This is a genomic window from Mucilaginibacter conchicola (assembly GCF_003432115.1).
GTDB classification, from domain to species: domain Bacteria; phylum Bacteroidota; class Bacteroidia; order Sphingobacteriales; family Sphingobacteriaceae; genus Mucilaginibacter; species Mucilaginibacter conchicola.
In genome coordinates, this window is record NZ_QWDC01000002.1 from 853,344 (window position 1) to 873,349 (window position 20,006).

The 20,006-nt window shown below is 44.8% G+C and carries 20 protein-coding genes and 1 tRNA gene; 7 read left to right on the forward strand and 14 right to left on the reverse strand.

Annotation, left to right across the window (positions count from 1 at the left end):
• Positions 1-44 precede the first annotated feature (44 nt).
• The 6 genes from D0C36_RS13500 to era form a co-directional block, all read right to left on the reverse strand.
• A complete protein-coding gene (locus tag D0C36_RS13500) occupies positions 45-1,454 on the reverse strand; it encodes an anthranilate synthase component I family protein (RefSeq protein ID WP_117392149.1) in 1,410 nt (469 codons plus the stop codon).
• 221 nt (positions 1,455-1,675) lie between these two features.
• Positions 1,676-2,122, reverse strand: a complete 447-nt coding sequence (locus D0C36_RS13505) for a cytochrome B (protein WP_117392753.1) — start codon at positions 2,120-2,122, stop codon at positions 1,676-1,678.
• Between the two features lie 262 nt (positions 2,123-2,384).
• A complete protein-coding gene (locus D0C36_RS13510) occupies positions 2,385-3,569 on the reverse strand; it encodes an anhydro-N-acetylmuramic acid kinase (protein ID WP_117392150.1) in 1,185 nt (394 codons plus the stop codon).
• Between the two features lie 9 nt (positions 3,570-3,578).
• Positions 3,579-4,064 carry a DUF3347 domain-containing protein gene (locus tag D0C36_RS13515; RefSeq protein ID WP_117392151.1) on the reverse strand — a complete coding sequence of 162 codons (486 nt, stop codon included), beginning with the start codon at positions 4,062-4,064 and terminating at the stop codon, positions 3,579-3,581.
• 89 nt (positions 4,065-4,153) lie between these two features.
• Positions 4,154-5,455: a ribosome biogenesis GTPase Der gene (gene der, locus D0C36_RS13520; protein ID WP_117392152.1), complete on the reverse strand. Its 1,302-nt coding sequence runs from the start codon at positions 5,453-5,455 to the stop codon at positions 4,154-4,156.
• A 130-nt stretch (positions 5,456-5,585) separates the two neighbouring features.
• Positions 5,586-6,461 (reverse strand): GTPase Era, encoded by an 876-nt coding sequence (gene era / locus D0C36_RS13525; protein WP_117392153.1) that lies wholly within the window; start codon positions 6,459-6,461, stop codon positions 5,586-5,588.
• A gap of 145 nt (positions 6,462-6,606) precedes the next feature.
• Here era and D0C36_RS13530 point away from each other — a divergent pair.
• Positions 6,607-6,679 (forward strand) — tRNA-Met (locus D0C36_RS13530).
• A 53-nt stretch (positions 6,680-6,732) separates the two neighbouring features.
• Here D0C36_RS13530 and D0C36_RS13535 read toward each other — a convergent pair.
• The 4 genes from D0C36_RS13535 to D0C36_RS13550 all read right to left on the reverse strand — a co-directional run bounded on the left by D0C36_RS13535 (position 6,733) and on the right by D0C36_RS13550 (position 9,741).
• Positions 6,733-7,161 (reverse strand): VOC family protein, encoded by a 429-nt coding sequence (locus D0C36_RS13535; RefSeq protein ID WP_117392154.1) that lies wholly within the window; start codon positions 7,159-7,161, stop codon positions 6,733-6,735.
• A 178-nt stretch (positions 7,162-7,339) separates the two neighbouring features.
• Entirely contained in the window at positions 7,340-7,822 is a 483-nt protein-coding gene (locus D0C36_RS13540) for a peroxiredoxin family protein (protein ID WP_158557113.1), read from the reverse strand.
• Between the two features lie 27 nt (positions 7,823-7,849).
• Positions 7,850-8,866: a Gfo/Idh/MocA family oxidoreductase gene (locus D0C36_RS13545; RefSeq protein ID WP_117392156.1), complete on the reverse strand. Its 1,017-nt coding sequence runs from the start codon at positions 8,864-8,866 to the stop codon at positions 7,850-7,852.
• Between the two features lie 293 nt (positions 8,867-9,159).
• Complete coding sequence (locus D0C36_RS13550; RefSeq protein ID WP_117392157.1) at positions 9,160-9,741, reverse strand: DUF4142 domain-containing protein; 582 nt, start codon at positions 9,739-9,741, stop codon at positions 9,160-9,162.
• Between the two features lie 253 nt (positions 9,742-9,994).
• Here D0C36_RS13550 and gcvH point away from each other — a divergent pair, with 253 nt between their 5' ends.
• The 5 genes from gcvH (at position 9,995) to D0C36_RS13575 (ending at position 14,082) form a co-directional block, all read left to right on the forward strand.
• Positions 9,995-10,375: a glycine cleavage system protein GcvH gene (gene gcvH, locus D0C36_RS13555; protein WP_117392158.1), complete on the forward strand. Its 381-nt coding sequence runs from the start codon at positions 9,995-9,997 to the stop codon at positions 10,373-10,375.
• 6 nt (positions 10,376-10,381) lie between these two features.
• Entirely contained in the window at positions 10,382-10,774 is a 393-nt protein-coding gene (locus tag D0C36_RS13560) for a VanZ family protein (protein WP_117392159.1), read from the forward strand.
• Positions 10,775-10,992: 218 nt separating this feature from the next.
• The gene (locus D0C36_RS13565; protein ID WP_117392160.1) at positions 10,993-11,208 is read left to right on the forward strand and encodes a FeoA family protein; all 216 of its coding nucleotides are present in this window, start codon (positions 10,993-10,995) and stop codon (positions 11,206-11,208) included.
• 9 nt (positions 11,209-11,217) lie between these two features.
• On the forward strand, positions 11,218-13,332 hold the full coding sequence (feoB, locus tag D0C36_RS13570; protein WP_117392161.1) for a ferrous iron transport protein B: 2,115 nt from the start codon (positions 11,218-11,220) through the stop codon (positions 13,330-13,332).
• 135 nt (positions 13,333-13,467) lie between these two features.
• Positions 13,468-14,082 carry a SprT-like domain-containing protein gene (locus D0C36_RS13575; RefSeq protein WP_117392162.1) on the forward strand — a complete coding sequence of 205 codons (615 nt, stop codon included), beginning with the start codon at positions 13,468-13,470 and terminating at the stop codon, positions 14,080-14,082.
• A 314-nt stretch (positions 14,083-14,396) separates the two neighbouring features.
• Here the strand turns inward: D0C36_RS13575 and D0C36_RS13580 are convergent, their stop codons facing one another.
• A complete protein-coding gene (locus D0C36_RS13580; RefSeq protein ID WP_117392163.1) occupies positions 14,397-15,965 on the reverse strand; it encodes a glycoside hydrolase family 10 protein in 1,569 nt (522 codons plus the stop codon).
• Between the two features lie 255 nt (positions 15,966-16,220).
• Here D0C36_RS13580 and D0C36_RS13585 point away from each other — a divergent pair, with 255 nt between their 5' ends.
• Positions 16,221-17,147 (forward strand): hypothetical protein, encoded by a 927-nt coding sequence (locus tag D0C36_RS13585; protein WP_117392164.1) that lies wholly within the window; start codon positions 16,221-16,223, stop codon positions 17,145-17,147.
• A gap of 55 nt (positions 17,148-17,202) precedes the next feature.
• On the opposite strand, the gene D0C36_RS13590 is transcribed toward D0C36_RS13585, so the two are convergent.
• The 3 genes from D0C36_RS13590 to D0C36_RS13600 are packed head-to-tail and all read right to left on the reverse strand — an operon-like array spanning position 17,203 to position 19,934.
• Positions 17,203-18,558, reverse strand: coding sequence for a hypothetical protein (locus D0C36_RS13590; RefSeq protein ID WP_233524484.1), 1,356 nt, complete (start codon positions 18,556-18,558; stop codon positions 17,203-17,205).
• Between the two features lie 59 nt (positions 18,559-18,617).
• On the reverse strand, positions 18,618-19,415 hold the full coding sequence (locus D0C36_RS13595) for a hypothetical protein (RefSeq protein WP_117392166.1): 798 nt from the start codon (positions 19,413-19,415) through the stop codon (positions 18,618-18,620).
• 21 nt (positions 19,416-19,436) lie between these two features.
• Complete coding sequence (locus D0C36_RS13600; protein WP_117392167.1) at positions 19,437-19,934, reverse strand: heavy-metal-associated domain-containing protein; 498 nt, start codon at positions 19,932-19,934, stop codon at positions 19,437-19,439.
• Between the last annotated feature and the right edge of the window lie 72 nt (positions 19,935-20,006).

The window sequence follows — 20,006 nt, forward strand, 5'->3', positions numbered from 1 at the left end:
AACTAATCTCTATTCTCCAATCACTAATCAACCCGCAAAGCGGCTTATAACTCCTGCGCCAGCTCTATCGCTCTGCGCAATGCTGCAATTTTGTTGTCTACTTCTTTTAATTCGCTTTCGGCTACTGAGCCGGCTACTATACCGGCACCGGCTTGGTAATGCAGCGTGTTGTTCTTGCTGAGGAACGAACGGATCATGATGGCATGGTTAAAATCGCCGTTGAAACCCATGAAACCGATGGCCCCACTATAAAAACTGCGTTTGGTTTTCTCGTTCTCGTCTATGATCTCCATTGCCCGGTATTTTGGCGCGCCGCTCAGTGTGCCTGCCGGGAAGGTATCGGCCACTATTTTAAATGACGATGTCCCCGGTTTCAGCTTACCACTTACGTGCGATACCAGGTGAATGAGATGCGAATAGTATTGTACTTCTTTAAATGCTTTTACACTTACATCCTCGCAATGGCGGCTAAGGTCATTACGGGCCAGGTCAACCAGCATTACGTGCTCGGCAGATTCTTTTGGGTCGTTCTCTAAAGCGCGGGCTATTTCGGCATCTTTCTCATCATCGCCGCTACGCTTAAATGTACCTGCAATTGGGAAAATACTGGCCACGTTATTTTTGATAGTGATCTGTGCCTCTGGTGATGAACCAAAGATCCTGAAATCGCCGAAATCAAAATAGAACAAATATGGCGACGGGTTGATGGAGCGCAGTGCACGGTAAACGTTAAACTCATCGCCCTGGAACTGTTTTGAGAATGCCCTCGATGGTACTATCTGGAAAACATCGCCGCGGTAAATGTGCTGCTTCATTTTCTCTACAATGGCAATAAACTCGTCGCCGGTCAAATTCGATTGTTCTTCGGCGGTGCTGCTGAAATCGTACTCGGGGAAGTTTTTGTTCTTGATCAGATCGGCAAGGCGGTCTAAACCGTTGGTTTGCTCCTGACCTTCAACCTGGTTATGGAAAATGTAAAGCTCGTTCTTAAAATGATCTATAGCGATAATGTAACTATAGATATGGTATTGCATTACCGGGATCTTACGGTCGGTATCGCTATGATCTTTTAATTTAAGGGTCTCAAAATGTTCAACAGCCTCATGGGTAAAGTAGCCAAACAAACCGTTGCTCAGCACTTTTGAGTTGTTGGCTTCTACATCAAACCTGCCGATAAAATTGTTTATCTCATCAACCAGTTCAAATTCGCCGGGCTGGCTTACCTCTTCTGCTCCATCAGGGAACTTCCTGGTCAGCACCCCATCGTTCAGCACAATGCCGCTAAAGGGCTGGCAACAAACAAAACTTAAGCTGTTTTCGCGACTGTGGTAATCCGAACTTTCCAGCAGGAGCGAATTAGGGAATACATCGCGCAGGCGCAGGTAAATGCTTACGGGCGTGGTGGTATCTGCCAGCAGCTTTTTATAGGTAGTTGTTATTTTATATTTTTTCATTTGGTTGTCTCAAAGCGTATTAAACAAAAAAACCCGGCGAATTGAGCGTTCGCCGGGTTTCAATATAGGTTTACATTTGATTAGTGCTGCAAATTCACGAAACTATCCGGCTGTCTTACTTTTGTAAGGTGCCACCAATTGTTGTTATGGTTGATAGTTTTGTTCATCGCGGAAGCAAAAATATAAAGAAATTTGAATTAACAAATTTTTTGTCGACTTTTTTAGTGGGACATTCCGAAAAAAGGTCGGTGGCTCTGTAAAATAGCTACCACAACCGTTATAAAAGCCAATAAATAAAATAAGGCAATAACGCGATGTTTCTCGCTCGGAAGGCTGGCTTTCTTAGACTTAGAGTGACCGATAGTGATCAGTACGATGGCAAATATCATCATGGCCAGGTGTTCAACCGTCCAGTAACGCGCATCAGGATCTTTCATTACACCGCCGCCAAAACGCACAAACGGGCTTAAAAAGTACAGTACAATACCTATTAGTAATTGTGTATGTGCCGATATCAATGCAAACAGGTTAAGCTTGCGATTGCCTTCGGTATATGGCTTTTTGCCGAGTAAGCCTGCAAATGCAGTAAAAATGGCTGCAAGCACCAGCAGAACAACGATGTACCTAAAGCCTGAGTGAAATTCGAGGAAAAATTTATAAGCGTTCATGAGCGTTGGTTTTTTTTGGTTCGAATATAAGGATTTTTGCCTCACCCTGCCCTCTCCAAAAGGAGAGGGTTCTAAAAATCCCTTTTTATAAATGATGCCATAGCGATCCGCCGGCTGGCGGAGAAGCAATCTCGTCGCATGCAGAAAAACGCGAGGAGATTATTAATATGTTTAATTTTTTTAGGCATTAATGAGCTCCCTTCGGTCGGTTGTCCGCGTCGCTGGCGCTCCTCGCAATGACATGGGTTTATAGACCGGTATGCTACTTCGGAAAACTAAACTTACCCATCAACACAGCAGGGTTGCTGCCTATTGGCATCGGCTCGCCGCAAAGGGCTTCATTACCCAGGGCTGCAAACAGGATAGCTTCTTTAGCATCGGGATTAATGCCGATATCTGAGGTATTGCCGATGGTGGCTTTTGGCAATGCTTTTTTGATCTGCTCCATTACATAAGGGTTGCGTGCACCACCACCGCTGGCGAAGATGTGCAAATCATCTACCTGAAAATTTTTGGCAATGAATTGTACAATGGTTCTTGCAGTGAAAGCGCTGAGCGTGGCTACCAGATCTGCCTTGGCGATGTTAAGATCGCGGGTGGCTTGCTGGGCATTGGCAACGTATTCCAGATTGAATAACTCCGGGCCGGTGGTTTTGGGGAGTTGCTCGTTAAAAAATGGGTGATGCAATAAAGCTTCAAGCAAAGTATCGTTTACGGTACCCGAATAGGCTATCTCCGCATCAGCATCATAAGGCTTACCGAAATACTCGCGGCAGGCAGCATCTATCAGCGTATTGCCCGGGCCAATATCTGTTGATATTACTTTTGAAAGATTACCATCACCAGGGAGATAGGTGAGGTTAGCAATGCCGCCAATGTTCAACAATATGCGGTTTTCGCTGGGCTTGCTACCCAATATTACATCGCCGTATAAGGCCAGTGGCGCGCCCTCTCCACCTGCAGCAATATGTTTCTGGCGGAAATCACTGATGGTGATGATGCCGGTTTTAACCGCTATATGATCGCCATCGCCTATTTGAAGGGTGGCATTGGCATAACCTGCCTGCCCGTGCTGGTGCTTGGGCGCGTGGTAAATGGTTTGCCCGTGACTGGCGATAAAATCAACCTCAGATGGTTTGATATTCCAACCAGCCAAAGCCTGTAATATCAATTCGGCATGGTACGTGCCAATGTAGGCGTTCAGCAAAGTAACCTGCTGCAAATCCGCATGGCGTTTGGCGAACACCTGCTTTACCTCGTCCTTAAATTTATCCTGGTAAGGGATGGTAGTAAAATTGATTAGCTTGAAGCTGGTTTGCACACCGTTACCACTGAAACTGCACAGGGCAATATCTAAACCATCTAACGATGTGCCCGACATGAGGCCGATACACAAACGCTCCGGCTTTTGTGCGATGGTAAAAAGTTGCTGCAGGTTTTGATTCATTCAATCAGCTTATTTAGCCGCCGCCAAAGTTGCTTTAACCGTACCGCACTCCAGCATCTCGTTACCATAGTATGGATTACGGATATCTTCGCTCTCGCTTAACCAGGCGGCTTTTTTCATTGGGCAATATTGCTGGTATAAAGTAGTACCATTCAGTTTTAAAGCTGCTAAAAGGCTGTACATATTGTTTGACAGGCTTTGAAAATGCTCGCGCTGATGATCTATCTTGGTAGTTTCGCTGATGTGGCGGCTATCGAATTTCAATTTATCGAGGTAGGTATTAGCGGTTCTTTGCTGGGCCGGCGTAAGGTCCTTTAGTGATGCAAGCGCATCTACCAATTCTTTTGAGCGGCTTTTTGCCAAGGTGGCGTTGCTGCCCACCAGTGCATTCTTAACACCAATATAAGCCGAGGTTACTTTATCTACCGATGCATTTTGCGCTTTAACCATGCAAACCGAAAGCATCAGGAACAAACTAAGGAATATCTTTTTCATATCAGGGTAAACGTATTTTGGATAAAGATAATATCAAAGGCCGTTAAAGCAAAAAAGCATCAGTCGGTAGACTAATGCTTTTCTATTTTTTACTTCTGCCTGAACCAGACCTGGATAGGCGAACCGTTGAACTCAAAGTGCTCGCGCAGCTGATTCTCTATAAAGCGGTAGTATGGATCTTTAATATACTGCGGCAGGTTACAGAAAAAGGCAAACATTGGTGTAGAGCCAGCTATCTGTGTAATGTATTTTATTTTAACGTATTTACCTTTTAATGATGGCGGTGGATAGTTCTCGATGATCGGCAACATTACCTCGTTCAGTTTTGACGTAGGGATCTTACGGGCGCGGTTCTCGTAAACTTTGTTAGCTACATCAATCACTTTCAGTACGCGCTGTTTCTCCAATACCGAAGTAAACACGATAGGCACATCGGTAAACGGCGCTATCTTCTGGCGGATCTGCTCTTCAAATACCTTAATGGTTTTGCTATTTTTCTCAATCAGGTCCCACTTATTCACTACTATAACAACACCTTTCTTGTTCTTCTCGGCCAGGTGGAAGATATTGATATCTTGCGACTCGATGCCTTCAACAGCATCGATCATCAGGATCACCACATCGGCTTCTTCTAAGGCTTTGATGGTACGCATTACCGAGTAAAACTCGATGTTCTCTTTTACCTTGGTTTTCTTGCGCATCCCAGCCGTATCGATCAGCATAAAATCATGACCGTACTGGTTGTAATGGATATGGATAGAATCGCGGGTGGTACCGGCAATAGGCGTAACAATGTTACGATCCTTACCTATCAGCGCGTTGATGATAGATGATTTACCTACGTTAGGGCGGCCAACAATGGCGTATTTAGGGCGGTTGTTCTCTTCCAGCGGAATGTCTTCGAAATGCTTAACCACTTCATCCAGCAATTCGCCGGTGCCAGAGCCCGTCATTGATGAGATGGTGTAGATCTCGCCCAGGCCAAGGCTGTAGAACTCGCTGGCATCAGATACCTGCGATGTATTATCAACCTTATTTACCACCACAAACACAGGTTTGTTGCCTTTGCGTAAAAGGGTGGCAATCTCGTCATCCAGGTCGGTGATGCCGGTAGTAACATCAACCACAAAAAGGATAGCAGTAGCTTCCTCAATGGCGATAATTACCTGCTCGCGGATGGCGGCTTCAAAAACATCGGCCGAATTAGCCACATAGCCGCCGGTATCAACAACGGTAAACTCGTGGTTTGTCCACTCAGATGCACCGTAATGCCTGTCGCGGGTTACGCCGCTAAAGTCATCAACAATGGCCTTACGGCTTTCTGTTAAACGGTTATATAAGGTGCTTTTGCCAACGTTTGGGCGGCCTACTATAGCTACTATGTTACTCATTCTATTAAGAGTCAAGAGCCAAGAATCAAGATACAAGACAATAGCGTCTGTATGTTATTTCATGCTCTGGTTTATACAAATTTAAATTTTCTGTCTTGAATCTTGATTCTTATCTCTTGATTCTCTTCGACTATTCGTACCCGAATTTTTTCAGGTAATTCTTTTTGCTGCGCCAGTCGGGGATAACCTTTACAAACATCTCCAGGAATATCTTGCGTTGGAAAAATTCTTCCATGTCGCGGCGGGCGTATGTGCCTACAATTTTCAGCATCTCGCCTTTATTACCAATGATGATGTTCTTCTGCGAATCGCGCTCTACAATGATCTCTGCACTAATGCGGTAGATCTTCGGGTCTTCTTTAAAAGCCGTAACAATCACTTCGGTACTGTACGGAATCTCTTTCTTATACTGTTTAAATACCTGCGCACGTATCATTTCTGATGCAAAGAAACGGTCGTTACGGTCGGTAAGGGCATCTTTCTCGTAATATGGCGGATGCTCGGGCAGGTTCTCCAGCACAAAATCAAATATGCCTTTTATGTTATGGTCATGCAGGGCAGATACCGCGAAAACTGCTTTAGGGTTCAGCTTCTCCTGCCAGTAAGCAGCCTTAGCACGAACTTCTTCCTCGTTACTGAGGTCTATCTTGTTGATCAGGATAGCAAGCGGAGCGTCAGATTTTTCCAGCTTTTTAAGTACATCCTGCTCATCGTACTCTTCTTTAATATCAGTAACCAGCAGTATCAGGTCGGCATCAACAATAGAGCCTTCTACCTGGTGCATCATACTTTCGTGCAGGGCGTAGTGTGGTTTAATGATGCCTGGGGTATCAGAAAACACCACCTGGTAGTCATCTGTGTTCACAATTCCCAAAATACGGTGACGTGTAGTTTGAGCCTTGGGGGTGATGATAGACATCTTTTCGCCAACCAGTGCATTCATAAGGGTTGACTTGCCTGCGTTAGGCTTACCAATTATGCTTACGAAACCTGCTTTGTGCGCCATAAAAATTATTTTAAAATATTATTTGGACTGCAAAGAAACGAATTATATCTTTGCAGTCCAATTAAAACGGAGAGCAAATTGCTTTTTTGACAATTGGAGAAACATTTCGGAGTTATGCCCGTTATGTATAATACCAACAAAATAGTGCGGGATGGAGCAGTTGGTAGCTCGTCGGGCTCATAACCCGAAGGTCGTAGGTTCGAGTCCTGCTCCCGCTACCGAAAAAAGAAAAAGCCTCTTAGAGAAATCTGAGAGGCTTTTTCGTTTTACATTATCCTTGCGGATCAAACTCCACTATCCATTCAATACCGTATTTATCTCTGAACATACCTGCATAGGTTCCCCATGGGCTATCGCCTATGGGGCCTTCAACATCGCCGCCTGCCGATAAGCCACTGAATATTTTGTCGGCTTCTTCACGACTTTCGGTAACCACATATATTTTAGATCGGTTCTCATTTTCGTTTACCGGCCCTAAAAATCCAGGCACATCATTGGCTATTAATACATTGTTTTTACCAATGGGCAAGGCAATGTACATCAATTTACTCTCGTCCTCTGCGGTTATCTGGAACTCCTCGCTCGCCAGCTCTTTAAAACGGACGATCTTTGAGAACTCTCCGCCAAAAACCGATCTGTAAAAATTGAAAGCTTCCTCGGCATTGCCGTTAAAGTTTATCCATGGATTAATTGATCTCATAATGATGGTTTAATTTTTCTACTCGTTTAAATACTAAGTTAGCGAAGTGTTTGGCACTTTTAATTGCTTGTAAATCTTTTTGCAGAGTTTTCTAAATAATACCTAAAACAAAAGCCGCCCTAATCTATCAGGGCGGCTTCTATATTTATAACAGACATGGGCTTATCCCTCGTGATCCTTATACTTTGCTGGTAACAGCTAAAATGTCTTTAACTTCGGGCTGGTTTTCAAATGCTTTTAGCAGCTTGCCGTTCTTACCGTAGATGGCCACATAAGGCGTATGTTTTAACTGGTAATAGCGTTGCACCGTGTAAGTATAACCTTCGGTACCTAAAATAAAATTAGGGTATTTGGTAAGGCCATAATCGCTCTCAAATGTTTTTACCATGCGGATATCGGTAAAGGTGATCATCACTATCTCAAACTTTTTGAACTTATCCATATCCGGTTTCATATCGCGGATCAATTTCTGGCAGTGCGGGCAATCAGGCGCAAAGTAGATCAGTATAACCGGTTTGTTTTTTGGCAGATCAGCAGCGGTAGCGGTCTGGTCTTTGGTGGTCATGATCTTATACGGCGCAATGGTATTAGGTGTGGTTTGTGCCTGTGAGCAGCCAAAGCCTGCGATAATTGCAAATGCTAAAAATAGAAGTCTTTTCATTTTGTTTAACGTCATTATGGATATATCTTAAGCCTCAAGCATCTCTATTTGCCAGGCAATGTGTTCTTCTGTTATCGGGTATAACGCGTTTTCGCGTACGGTATGATAAACGTTCTCAAATATTTGGTTATAATCACCTTTTAATGACGGAACGTTTTCGACGATTTTCTCATTATCGATACCAACAAGCGTTAATTTACCCTCATTACCTGCGGGTTCAATACCATAGGCTGGGTCGGTTGGCATCATGCCTTTATCTAACTGCGCTTCCTGCACATCGGTGCGGTTTTTAATAAAACTGCCCAAAGTACCATTTATCCAAAAGCCGGGAGTATCGCCGGCTATCTGCAAACCGGATGTAAGATAAACATTCAGTTGGTTAGGGTAGATCAAATGATAATGGAAATAATCGGGCACTTCAGATCCCTCGCGGTAAATGCCCGTGGTTTTATGGAAGGATAAAGGCCTGCCGAAAAGCGCAATGGTATTATCTATCAGGTGCGCGCCCAGGTCATAAACCAAACCACCGGCAGGTACACCTTTGGTTTCTTTAAAGGCTTTTACACCCAGCGCAGCTTTGTACCTGTCCATCCGGAAGGTTACTTCTATCAGCTGGCCCAAACGGCCGCTTTCAATAATCTCTTTGGTTGACAGGAAACCACTATCGTAACGGCGGTTTTGGTACACCATCAGATGGCGGCCAAGCTCTCTCGCGGTAGCAAAAAGAGTTTTTACTTCTTCTGCTGTTGCGGCTGCTGGTTTTTCAAGTAATACATGCTTACCGGCCCTCATGGCCATCAGCGCATGTTCAAAGTGCAGGTTGCTTGGGGTGTTTACTATCACCAGCTCAACTTCAGCATCGTTCAACAATTCATCTATCGAATTGTACTCGGTGATATCTGGATAAAGTTTAGCTGCCTTTTTCTCGTTACGCTCAACAATACCCTTTAAAGTAAAATGCGGATTAGTGTGGATGAACGGTGCATGAAATATCCTGCCCGACATACCGTAGGCCATAAGGCCCGTTACTATTGGTGCTGCCATGGTGGTAAATTTATGAGTTAATGCCACACTTACCTAACATAATTACAACAAAAAAGCAGTGCTTAAGTCAAGTCTGCCGCATAGTTGACTCACCCCGACGTCTCCGCCCTGCGGCGAATCGTCGACCCTCTCTACGCAAGCGTAAAGAGGGTAAAAATTAGAAAACCCCTCTTTTCGCGCAGCGAAGAGAGAGGTGACAAGCGTAGCGATGTCGGGGTGAGTTAATATACACGCAACAAAAAAGGGACGGGTAATACAACCCGTCCCTCTCTTTATTAGATCAGTTAACGATCTTATTTCATTGCTTTTTGGATAGCCTCAATTTTTGCTAAATGCGTTTTAACAGTAGGCAATGTTTTGGTGGCAAAAGCCATCAGGTCGGCATCTTTACAGTTTTTAGATGCATCCTCTAACATCGATGCTACTTTTTTGTGGCCGTTAACCATGGCATCAACATAAGCTTTATCAAATTCTTTGCCTGATTTTGCCGAAAGGTCTGTTAGCTCCTTTTGGTGGTCGGCATCAGGTGCAGTTGGCAGGGTAATGTTTTTCTTTTTCGCTATCTCCATCAACTCATCGTTGATCATGGTGTGGTGCTCAACCATCATTTTAGCATAGTCTTTAACCTGTGCATCAACTGCTTTAGTTTCGGCTAATTTACCGGCAGCAACTTCGGTCATACCTGCATTAGCTGCATCGGTTGCAAATTTGGCATCCATTTCATCTACAGCAATACCCGTAGAGCCGTTAGTGGTGGTATCTTTAACTGCATTTACGCTGTCTGCGCTTTCTTTTGCATCTTTTGGTGCGTTGTTACACGCCTGGAATGATAGGGCCGCAAGGGCTATCATTGCTGCTAAACTTAACTTTCTCATTTGGTAGGTGTTTTTTAGTTTTTGTATTATTAGTTAACAAATTTTACGCCAAAGAGTTTGGGAGGAGTCAACAGTTGAAATAAATTAGTGGTAATTTTGGCTAAAGCCATTCTTTCCTATTGCTATCCGTCCCATGAATGGGACGGCAATGATAAGATGGTCTTGGCATTCATTGCCGTTGGCTTCAGCCAACGGATATTTGTTGTTATATAGTTTAAACTTTTGCTATTTTTGAGCACACAAATCAAATGATATGAATTTTCCGGCAGAACTAAAATACACAAGCGACCACGAGTGGGTAAGAGTTGAAGGTAATGAAGCCTATATTGGTATAACTGAGTTTGCCCAGGGCGAGTTGGGTGATATTGTTTACATCGATATCAATACCGTTGGCCAGGACGTAACCAAAGAGTCGGTTTTTGGTACTGTTGAGGCGGTTAAAACTGTATCAGACCTGTTTATGCCGGTTGATGGTACTGTTTTAGAAGTAAACAGCAAATTAGATAGCCAGCCGGAGTTGGTTAATACAGATCCTTATGGAGATGGCTGGATGGTTAAAATAAGCCTTAAGAATGCCGCCGATGTAGAAACCCTTTTAGATGCTGAAGCGTACAAAGGTGTTATTGGCCACTAAGTTTAAATGAAACTTACTTTAAAATATTATGGGCCTGCTATTTTGTGGGCCCTCTTTGTTTTAATACTCTGTGCTATTCCTATCAATATAAAAGAAGGTAGTGGTATCTTCTTTGTAGGGTTTGACAAGCTGGTGCATTGTATTATGTTCTTCGTATTATCAGTACTTTATTGCGCCGGTAGTATCAGGAAATGGAATACCCGCAATATCCGCATAGAGATAGCGATGAAGAATACCATTGTGCTGTTAAGCTACGGTGCCTTAATAGAGCTGTTGCAAAGTAAAGTGTTTACCTGGCGCAGCGGCGATTTCAACGACCTGCTCGCCGACCTGATAGGCACCTGCATGGGCATATTTGCCGTACAGGTTACAGGCGCTGCCTTAAATAGTGTGAAATGAAAAAGATAGTAACGATAAGTGCGGTTGTAATGATGATATGCTCTCTGTCATCATGCGGGATATTTAAGAAGGATTGTGGCTGCCCGCATTTTGGTGTTGTTAAGCCAATGGCAAAAGCACACCAAGCTTAAGTTTAACCTTCACATTACCTCTCTTTACTGCGTCTTATTTGGATTTGTTTTAAATAAACTTACATTTGTGGACTAAAATTTACGCGAATGACGCTTGAAGACCTTGCCGTTGGCCAAACAGGAGTAGTAAAAGAATTTACAGATCTTGAAATGTCTGTTAAGCTGATGGAAATGGGCTGTCTTCCGGGTGAAACCATTACTATTGCCCGCATTGCCCCCCTTGGCGATCCCATTGCCATCCATGTATCGGGCTACCAGTTAAGTTTGCGCAGGTTTGAAGCATCAACCATTATTTTGCAATAGTATATTCATTTGAAAGCTGATATCAGAGTAGCGCTTGTAGGAAATCCAAATACCGGTAAATCGACACTCTTTAACGCACTTACCGGTCTCAATCAAAAAATAGGAAACTTCCCCGGTGTTACAGTTGACAAAAAAACGGGCATCTGCCAGTTAACAGATGGCCGCCGCGCCGAAATAATCGACCTTCCGGGTACTTACAGTCTTTATCCTAAAAGCAAAGACGAATCAATTGTATTTTCTGTTTTAGCGGAAAAAGGTTCAGAACTAACGCCCGATCTGATCATCATTATACTTGATGCAACCAACCTTAAGCGTAACCTGCTTTTATACACCCAGGTTGCCGACTTAAAAATCCCTGTTATCATTGCTCTTAACATGATGGATATGGCCGATAAAGCCAATATATCTATCGATATAGATCTGCTTTCGCGCAGGCTTGGTGTACCGGTTGTACCGATAGCCGCCCGCCAGGAAAAAGGTATTGATGAGCTAAAACAAGCCATTAATCACGCCAATAAAATTGCCTTACAGGTTGATAGTATTGATGTACGCACCTTAGCCCCTGCTTTGATAGCTGATATTGAAGCGGAGACCCAAACAGATAACCCATACTTTGCCCTGCAACTGGCGCACCAGCATGAGCACCTTAAGTTTTTAACAACAGAGCAAAGCAACCGTATAGAGGAGCTGGAAAAGAAACACGATTTCCACTCTCAAAAAGCACAGGCTTCAGAAACCATTGCGCGTTACAATTACATTAACGATGTATTGTATGATACCGTGCAAACGCCCCAAACAGCGCACGAAGAAAGCCTAAGCAACAAGATAGACCATATCCTTACCCACAGGGTATTCGGCTTCATCATTTTCATTGGTGTGTTGCTGTTTATTTTCCAGTCGATATTTGCCTGGTCAGAGTACCCTATGTCATTGATCGAGGATGGCTTTGTTTGGGCCGAAGGCATATTGCGCGGCGTTTTACCGGAAGGCCCTCTGGCCGATCTGCTTATTGATGGTGTTGTTGCAGGCTTAAGCGGCGTATTGGTATTTATCCCGCAGATAGCTATCCTTTTTGCCTTTATATCGATACTGGAAGATACGGGATACATGTCGCGCGTTACGTTCATGATGGATAAGATAATGCGCAAGGTAGGCCTCAACGGCAAATCGGTAGTGCCATTGATTGGTGGCTTTGCCTGCGCGGTGCCCTCTATCATGAGTACCCGTACCATTGAGAACTGGAAAGACCGCATGATCACCATTATGGTGACGCCGCTGGTGGCATGTTCTGCCCGCTTACCGGTGTATACTTTATTGATAGCCCTTGTTGTACCCAATAAAAATGTTTGGTGGATATTTAACCTGCAGGGCCTTGCCCTCACGGGTATGTATGTGCTTAGCCTGGTATCGGCCGTTATTGTGGCTTTTGTAATGAAGTTTGTACTGAAAGCCCGCGAACGCGGTTACTTTATTATGGAGCTGCCGGTTTACCGCATGCCGCGCTGGAGAAACGTTATCTTCTCCATGTATGAGCGTTCTAAAACCTTCGTACTGCAGGCGGGTAAAGTGATCATCGCGGTATCTATTATTCTTTGGGTGCTATCCAGCTACGGGCCGGGTAACCGATTTGAGAAAATAGAACAAACCTACAGTCAGCCGCAATACACCAAAACCATGACGCCTGATAGTCTGGCGCGTGTGATCTCAACCGAGAAACTGGAGAACTCATACGCAGGTGTTTTAGGCCACGTAATTGAGCCGGTAATAAAACCCATAGGCTTCGACTGGAAGATAGGTATAGCCCTTATCACATCATTTGCCGCCCGCGAAGTATTTGTGGGCACCATGGCCACCATTTACAGCGTAGAAGGCGATGCTGATAAGATAGACTCGGTACAGGAAAAAATGCGCAGGGCCAAAAACCCTGAAACGGGGCAACCTGTGTTTACACTGGCAGTGGCATTCTCGCTGATGATGTTCTATGCCTTTGCCATGCAATGTGCCAGCACCGTAGCCGTTGTTTATCGCGAAACCAAGAACTGGCGCTGGCCCGCCGCCCAATTCGCCTACATGACGGTATTGGCTTATGGAATGGCGTTTTTGGTGTACCATCTTTTGAGGTAAAAGGCAAAAGGTGTAAGGTCAACGTACCGGAACCTATATCGTCTTAACAACGAAAATGAACATTTCTACATTAGAATTACCTTTCACCTTTTACCCTTCACCTTTAAACCTTTACATTTGATACAGAGGTAGAAATTGGATAAAGTAAAAGTATTAGAAAAGTATCTTCCGGCTGATGCGGCCCCGCTTATAGGCCGATGGATTGATTACTTTAAGTGTGAGTTTAAGATATCGCGTAACCGCAACAGCAAGTTTGGCGATTACCGCGCCCCTTTTGATGGCAAAGGCCACCGCATCTCTGTTAATTACGATCTTAACCCCTACGCCTTCCTGGTGACCACCGTGCATGAGTTTGCCCACCTGCATACCTGGAACGAGCATAAACACCGCGTAAAGCCCCATGGCGCCGAATGGAAAAGCAATTTTAAAAAGATGATGCAGCCTTTCTTCGAGAAGGATATTTTCCCTGCCGATGTAAAGCGCGCCATCACCAGCTACCTGAATAACCCTGCAGCATCAAGTTGCTCGGACCTTAACCTTTACCGCTCACTCTGCCAATACGATGCACCCAAAGAGGATGTGCATACGGTGGAGAAGCTGCCCATGCATACCATTTTCAAACTAAAAGATGGCCGTGTTTTCCGCAAAGAAGAAAAGCTGCGTAAACGCTACAAATGCGTGGAGATAAGCACCCGCAGGGTATATTTATTTAGCCCGGTTGCTGAGGTAGAAGTGGTGGAGCAAGGGTAAATCCTTGGCCATTCTAAAGCCACCATGTCATTTCGAACGAGCGACAGCGAGGAGAAATCTTCTACGCGCGGTACTTACGGTGCAGAAGATTTCTCGTCGCGCACACACTCGTGGCCAGCCCTTCTGCTCGCTCGAAATGACAGGTTTTGTTAAATAACGCAAGATGTACTGACAAAATCCTATCAGTCTCAAGTATTTGATTATCAGACGTAAAGAAATATGTTCCAAAATTCCAAAATCGCAATTTTCTGACAACCAGGCGTTCATGTATGTTCACGAATGTTCATGGCGTGAACGTGAACACCCTGTACAGGTCACGGTGCTTTCATTGCCATCGTAGGCGAGCGGTCGCTTTCGTTCTTGAGCCGGTCTATCGCTGTTACTACATAAAAATAGGTTTGCCCGCGTTGTATGTTGGTATCAAAGTAATACGGTGTAGTATCGTACTGTACATGGACGATGTTCTTAGGATCGGCCAGGTCAAACTTTTCGCTGCCCTGGAAACGGTAAACCACGTAGCCGTAAGCCGCTTCGCCATCTTCTGCAACAACAGGTGCGTTCCATTTTAACATAATACCTCTATTCTCGGCACGCGCGGTAAGGTTTTGTACCGGATTGGGCGGCACCGAATCCAGCCACATCATTGGCGGCGGCATGGCCGGGTAACGGTAAAAGTCTTTCCTCAGCGTATCTGCCAGGTGATTAGCATTAGCTATCAACGACTGCGACCTGAAATAAATGCTGCCCTGCACTCGTGGGTTGGCCCGTATCAGTCGTAACTGGTTAGGTATCTCAGATGGATTCTTAAACGCCGGGCTGCGCTGCTCATAGAAGCGATAAGGTGCCTGCCCAACATATAAATGTCGGTTGTAGGTGTTATTGCTCCACCAGTCTAACAGCACATCAAAGCCGGCGGCGCGGTTACCTATGTGCCAGTAGATCTGCGGGCTAAGGTAATCTATCCAGCCTTCCTGCATCCATTTGCGGGTATCGGCAAAGTTTTCAATGTATGATGAACCGCCGTTTGTTGCCGAGCCATCAGGGTGCTGGCTCTTGTTGGCCCATATCCCAAACGGACTTATGCCAAACTTCATACGGGGCTTATATTTATGAACGCTATCAGCCATCATGTGTATCAACTGGTCAACATTGTTGCGGCGCCAGTCTTTGATGTTATCAAAATCAGCACCGTATTTGGCAAATGTCTCGGCATCATTTATTACCTGCCCGCGTACGGGGTAAGGGTAAAAATAATCGTCCATGTGTATGCCGTCAACATCGTAGTTCTTCACCACATCCAGTATCACCTGTACAATGTATTCGCGCACTTCGGGTATGCCCGGGTTAAAGAGTTTAATGCCATCGTAAATAAAGAACCAGTCGGGATGGGTACGGGTAACATGGTCCTGCGCCAGTGTCCAGAATTTATTGTCGAAAGTGGCGCGGTAAGGGTTAAACCAGGCATGCAGTTCCATACCGCGCTTGTGCGCTTCGGCTACGGCAAACTCAAGCGGGTCATAGCCGGGGTCCTGGCCTTGTTTTGTAGTAAGATATTTTGACCATGGTTCGCGGCTTTTGGCATATAAGGCATCGGCAGCGGGCCTCACCTGGAACATAATAGCGTTAATGCCATTTTGCTGGTGTACGCTCATTTCATCAGCTAATTCTTTTTTTTGCGCTTCGGCGGTAGCTCGCGCATTGGTAGGCCAGTCAAGGTTTACCACGGTAGCTATCCATACGGCACGCATCTCATATTTGGGCTGCCTGGTGGTGTCTATTTCAATATCAGTGGCGGTATCGCCAACTAAAGGACCTTGTGCACAAGCGGTTGTATATGTAAGAACAGAAAGTAAAGCAGCAAAGAAATATTTATATAAACGCATTAAGCCGTGGTTTTAATTGAAGCCCAAAGATATAAACTCAGCGGTAAGCTGTTTTAGTATTAGTTATAATAAAAGCCGCGGTTTTGTGTTTTTATCATATTGTACTTATTTTAGCCCTTTGTACATCTATAAAAAGCAAACAACTAAAGCAACACCGCGTTGTTTGAGTTGTTGTGATATTAAAAAATAATTAGAGCAAAGTAGCTACAAACGGTTAACGTGCCGTTAAAGCTATATAACCTTTAAACATTTACTATGGAATACCAATCTAAGGATGACCAACCGGGGCAAGCGCCCAAAAAGAATTCGAATGTTATTTATTTCCTTATAGCTGTGGTGGTGGCATTGTTGGGTACCGATGTTTATCTGTATATGCAGAAAAATAAATCGGATGTTAAGATAGTTTACCAAAACGATGAGAAAACACGCTTACAAACAGAGCTGGATAGCCTTGAGGCACAAATAGAGCAGGTAAATGCCGGCAGAGCCAAGATGACGGCTACCATGCAAGCCAAAAATGACTCGTTACGTTTAAAGATCCGCGTATTGCGCAGCGAATTAGCTAAAGGCAAATTAACAGCGTCTGAATTAAACAAAGCACAGGAAGATATTAAGCAGCTGCGCTACTTTGTTACCAAATACACTGCCGATATTGAGGAACTGAAAAAACAAAACACCAGCCTGGCAACCGAGCGCGATACGCTTAAAAACAACCTGGCCACCGTTAGTAAAAAAGCTACCGACCTTGAGCAGAAAAATCAGGAGCTGGATACCAAGGTTAAAGTGGCATCGGCCATTAAAGTTTCCACAGCCGAAGTTGTTGCTTATAAGGTAAAGAACAGCGGTAAAGAAAGCGATGTTACTAAAGCTAAACAGGCTACCAAGATCAAGATAAACTTTAACGTGGCTGCCAACGAGGTTGCCGAAAAAGGTTTACATGATGTGTTTGTAAGGATCATAGACCCAACCGGCAACCTGATCACCGAAACAGATTCGGGTACATTTACTGCCGATGGGCAAGACCTTCAATTTACTTACAAAACGTCTATTGATTTCCGCGATGACGGCAGTATGTACACTATTGACTGGGTAAACCCTGTGCCATTCCAGAAAGGTACTTACACCGTATTACTGTATGCTGATGGTTATACAATGGGTAAAACCAGCATTACGCTTAAATAACATACCTAAAGCATAAACAAAAGAGGCTGCCCTTTCCGGAGCAGCCTCTTTTGTTTTACATATCCATGTTCATGTGGTCGTGATCGTGAGATTTTTTGCTTCCGCCCATTTTCATGAGGGCCGGGTTGATGCGCAAATAAACCTGGAATGCTACCGGGCTGCTGCCATACAAGGGCTTTAATGCCTGTGGCGATACATTCAGTGTACTTTGCAGGCCCATGGTAAGGTTGGTTTGCTTCACGGTTGCCAAAATGCGATTAACACCAAGTGTTACCGCGTTGATATTGAAGTTTGGATCGTTGGCAAACATATCTTCCAGATCCAGTTCACCGGCATCTTTTTGTACATACTCGTAGCGGCCATAAATAGCAGTTTTGCTTAGCTGCAGGCTGTTCTCTAACAATACGGATGGCTGCGTACGGCCATGGTGGCGGTTTTGCCCGTAAACCAAAGTGGTAGCCACATAGCTATCATCGCCCAGCATTTTGGTGTGGATGGCCGATGCTGTGAATCGGTTCACATTATCATGCGGCTCGGCCTCTTCGGGGCTTTTGAGCCAGCCGTTTGATACCTGTAGTGCCCACTCTTTTGACGGATTGTAGGATAAACGCAACGAGTACGAATCAAACTTAGGTTTATCAAAATCATAGCGGTACTCATCCGGCTCGCGGCCTGTAAATACAGAACCTTCCAGCTTTACGTTTTTGTATCGAAAGCCTAAGGTAGCCGTACCGAAGGTAATGTGCGTGGCATCGGCGTAGTGGTGACTCAGCGGTGCATCAGGATTATTCATGGCCGATGCCCGGTGCATAAACACCGGCGGGCCAAGCGCGGGTTCGCCGGGCATGCCAACTGATAGATATACATCGGTATTTTTGGCCACGCGCTGGGTGTAAGCAACGCTTAACTCAGCAAATAGATCATGCGGGTGTTGTTTATCAACCAGTTTGGCCCCTTTGTATGATTCGCCGGTTTGGTACAACAGCGGGTAGCCGCCCAACCCAACTGTAAACGGATCAAAAGAAAACATGGTGTTTACCGAGAACAAACCGTTCTTGCCCACTTTGTGCTGGGCCATATACATGAACCAATTGGGTGCGTCAAACTTGCTGCCGCCTCTGCTGCCTTTGTTAAAAACATCCTGGTTGTTGTAGCGCGTAAAAACACTCCCGTGGAACATGTGCATCCAGTTTTTACTGTGCACCATGTACATATACATCGGCGTTTCATCGGGCACCCATGATGTTCCGGATCCGTCGCGGTTCATGGGCAGGTCGCGCGAGAACTGGCTGCTCATCATCATCTCATGTTTGGTGGTATCGTGCTGCATTTCGGCCATCATTTTGGCATGGTCGTGGTGCATGGGCATGGTTTGCTTGTTGGCAGCACTGTCTTTTTTTATGTGCTGCATGTGGTCTGTTTGCGCGTACGCAGCTGGGCCAAGTAATATGATTATTAAAGGAAGGTATTTCATAGTTCAAAAAAGTTATACTCAAAACGCAGCAGGTACATATTGGCACTGTTGCGGAGCATGTTGTTATAAAGCGGTGCTCGGTATGAGAAGTCTAACCGGCAAACGCTGTTAAAAATAAACTGAAGGCCCGGTGCCACATCCAGATAGCTTTGGCCATAACCGGGATTGCTTTTACCCAATAGCTCGGCGTACAGGTTAACATTAACCTGGTCGTAACTTTTATAGGCTTTAGGGAATAGCAGGTAACCGGCAGATAGCGTATAAGCCAGCGCTTCTTTTGCACCGGTAATGCGGCCGTAATCATTAGCACTGTTCAAGCCGCGCAGGTAACTGCCGGATGCTGAGAGGGCAAACTTGTGCAGCAATTGCGTGAAGACAAGTCCACTCTGCACGCCCGAGTTATCGCCCTCAAGGGCAAGCTCCTGCATCATATATGGGTTACGGCTACTCGCCACTTTGCCAAACACAGCCGCACGAAAATGCTTTTGCACGTCATCAACCGAAAGGAAACGATATTTGGCGTAAAAGCTTGCACCCTCAAAACGTTGCTGCGACTGGTAAAAATCAGACACATAAGCAGCGCCATGCAGCATCAGTTTGCCGCTGGCACCAAACATAGCTTCAAGGGTAGTGCGGTTCTTAAAATCGGGTTTAAAAAACCCCTGGTTCTCTATACGTATGCCTAACGAGCGTGCGGCCATATTGCTGGCAGGTTCGGTATTAATATACAGTTCCTGGCCAAATGCAGTGCACACCCGTGCCGTAAGGCACAGCGCCACTAAAATAGTCCTCATAAAATAAAATTTAAAAGGGCCTTAAATAGCTACGTGGTAAACAGGGCTTGTGGCCGATGGCTGCTCGGGGTTTTTACCCAAATGTTTTTTGGTAACCGAGTTTGGCGCAAAACCTTTATCAACAATAGTTAAGGCAATAGGTCCGCTCAGTGGTTTATCGGCATTAAGCAATTTAAAGGTATTGCCGGCATAGGTAAAAGTGTTATCGGCAACCTTAATATCATCAAAATTAAGGGTGGTTTTAAAATAGCTAACGCTAAAGCCCGAGTCTTTTACCTTTTTGCTGATCTGCGAAAAATCCAGGGGCATGCCATCTTTAAAGGTGATGGTATACACGTTGCGAATCAGATCGGGTTTTATCTCGCTTACAAAAGGAAGTGCTTTTAATGATTTTTCGGTGGTTTTTGCGCAAAGTGAACAGGTAAGTCCGCTTACTTGTAATTCGGCTTTTGTAGTTTGTGCTTTAGCAACAGAAACGGTTGCCAATATTGCTATGATGAATATTCTTAGAGTTTTCATTTGTTAAAAATTGTAATGTTACTGATTTGATGTTTTGGTTTGTGACAGGTTGTTTTTGGTTATCAGAACCAT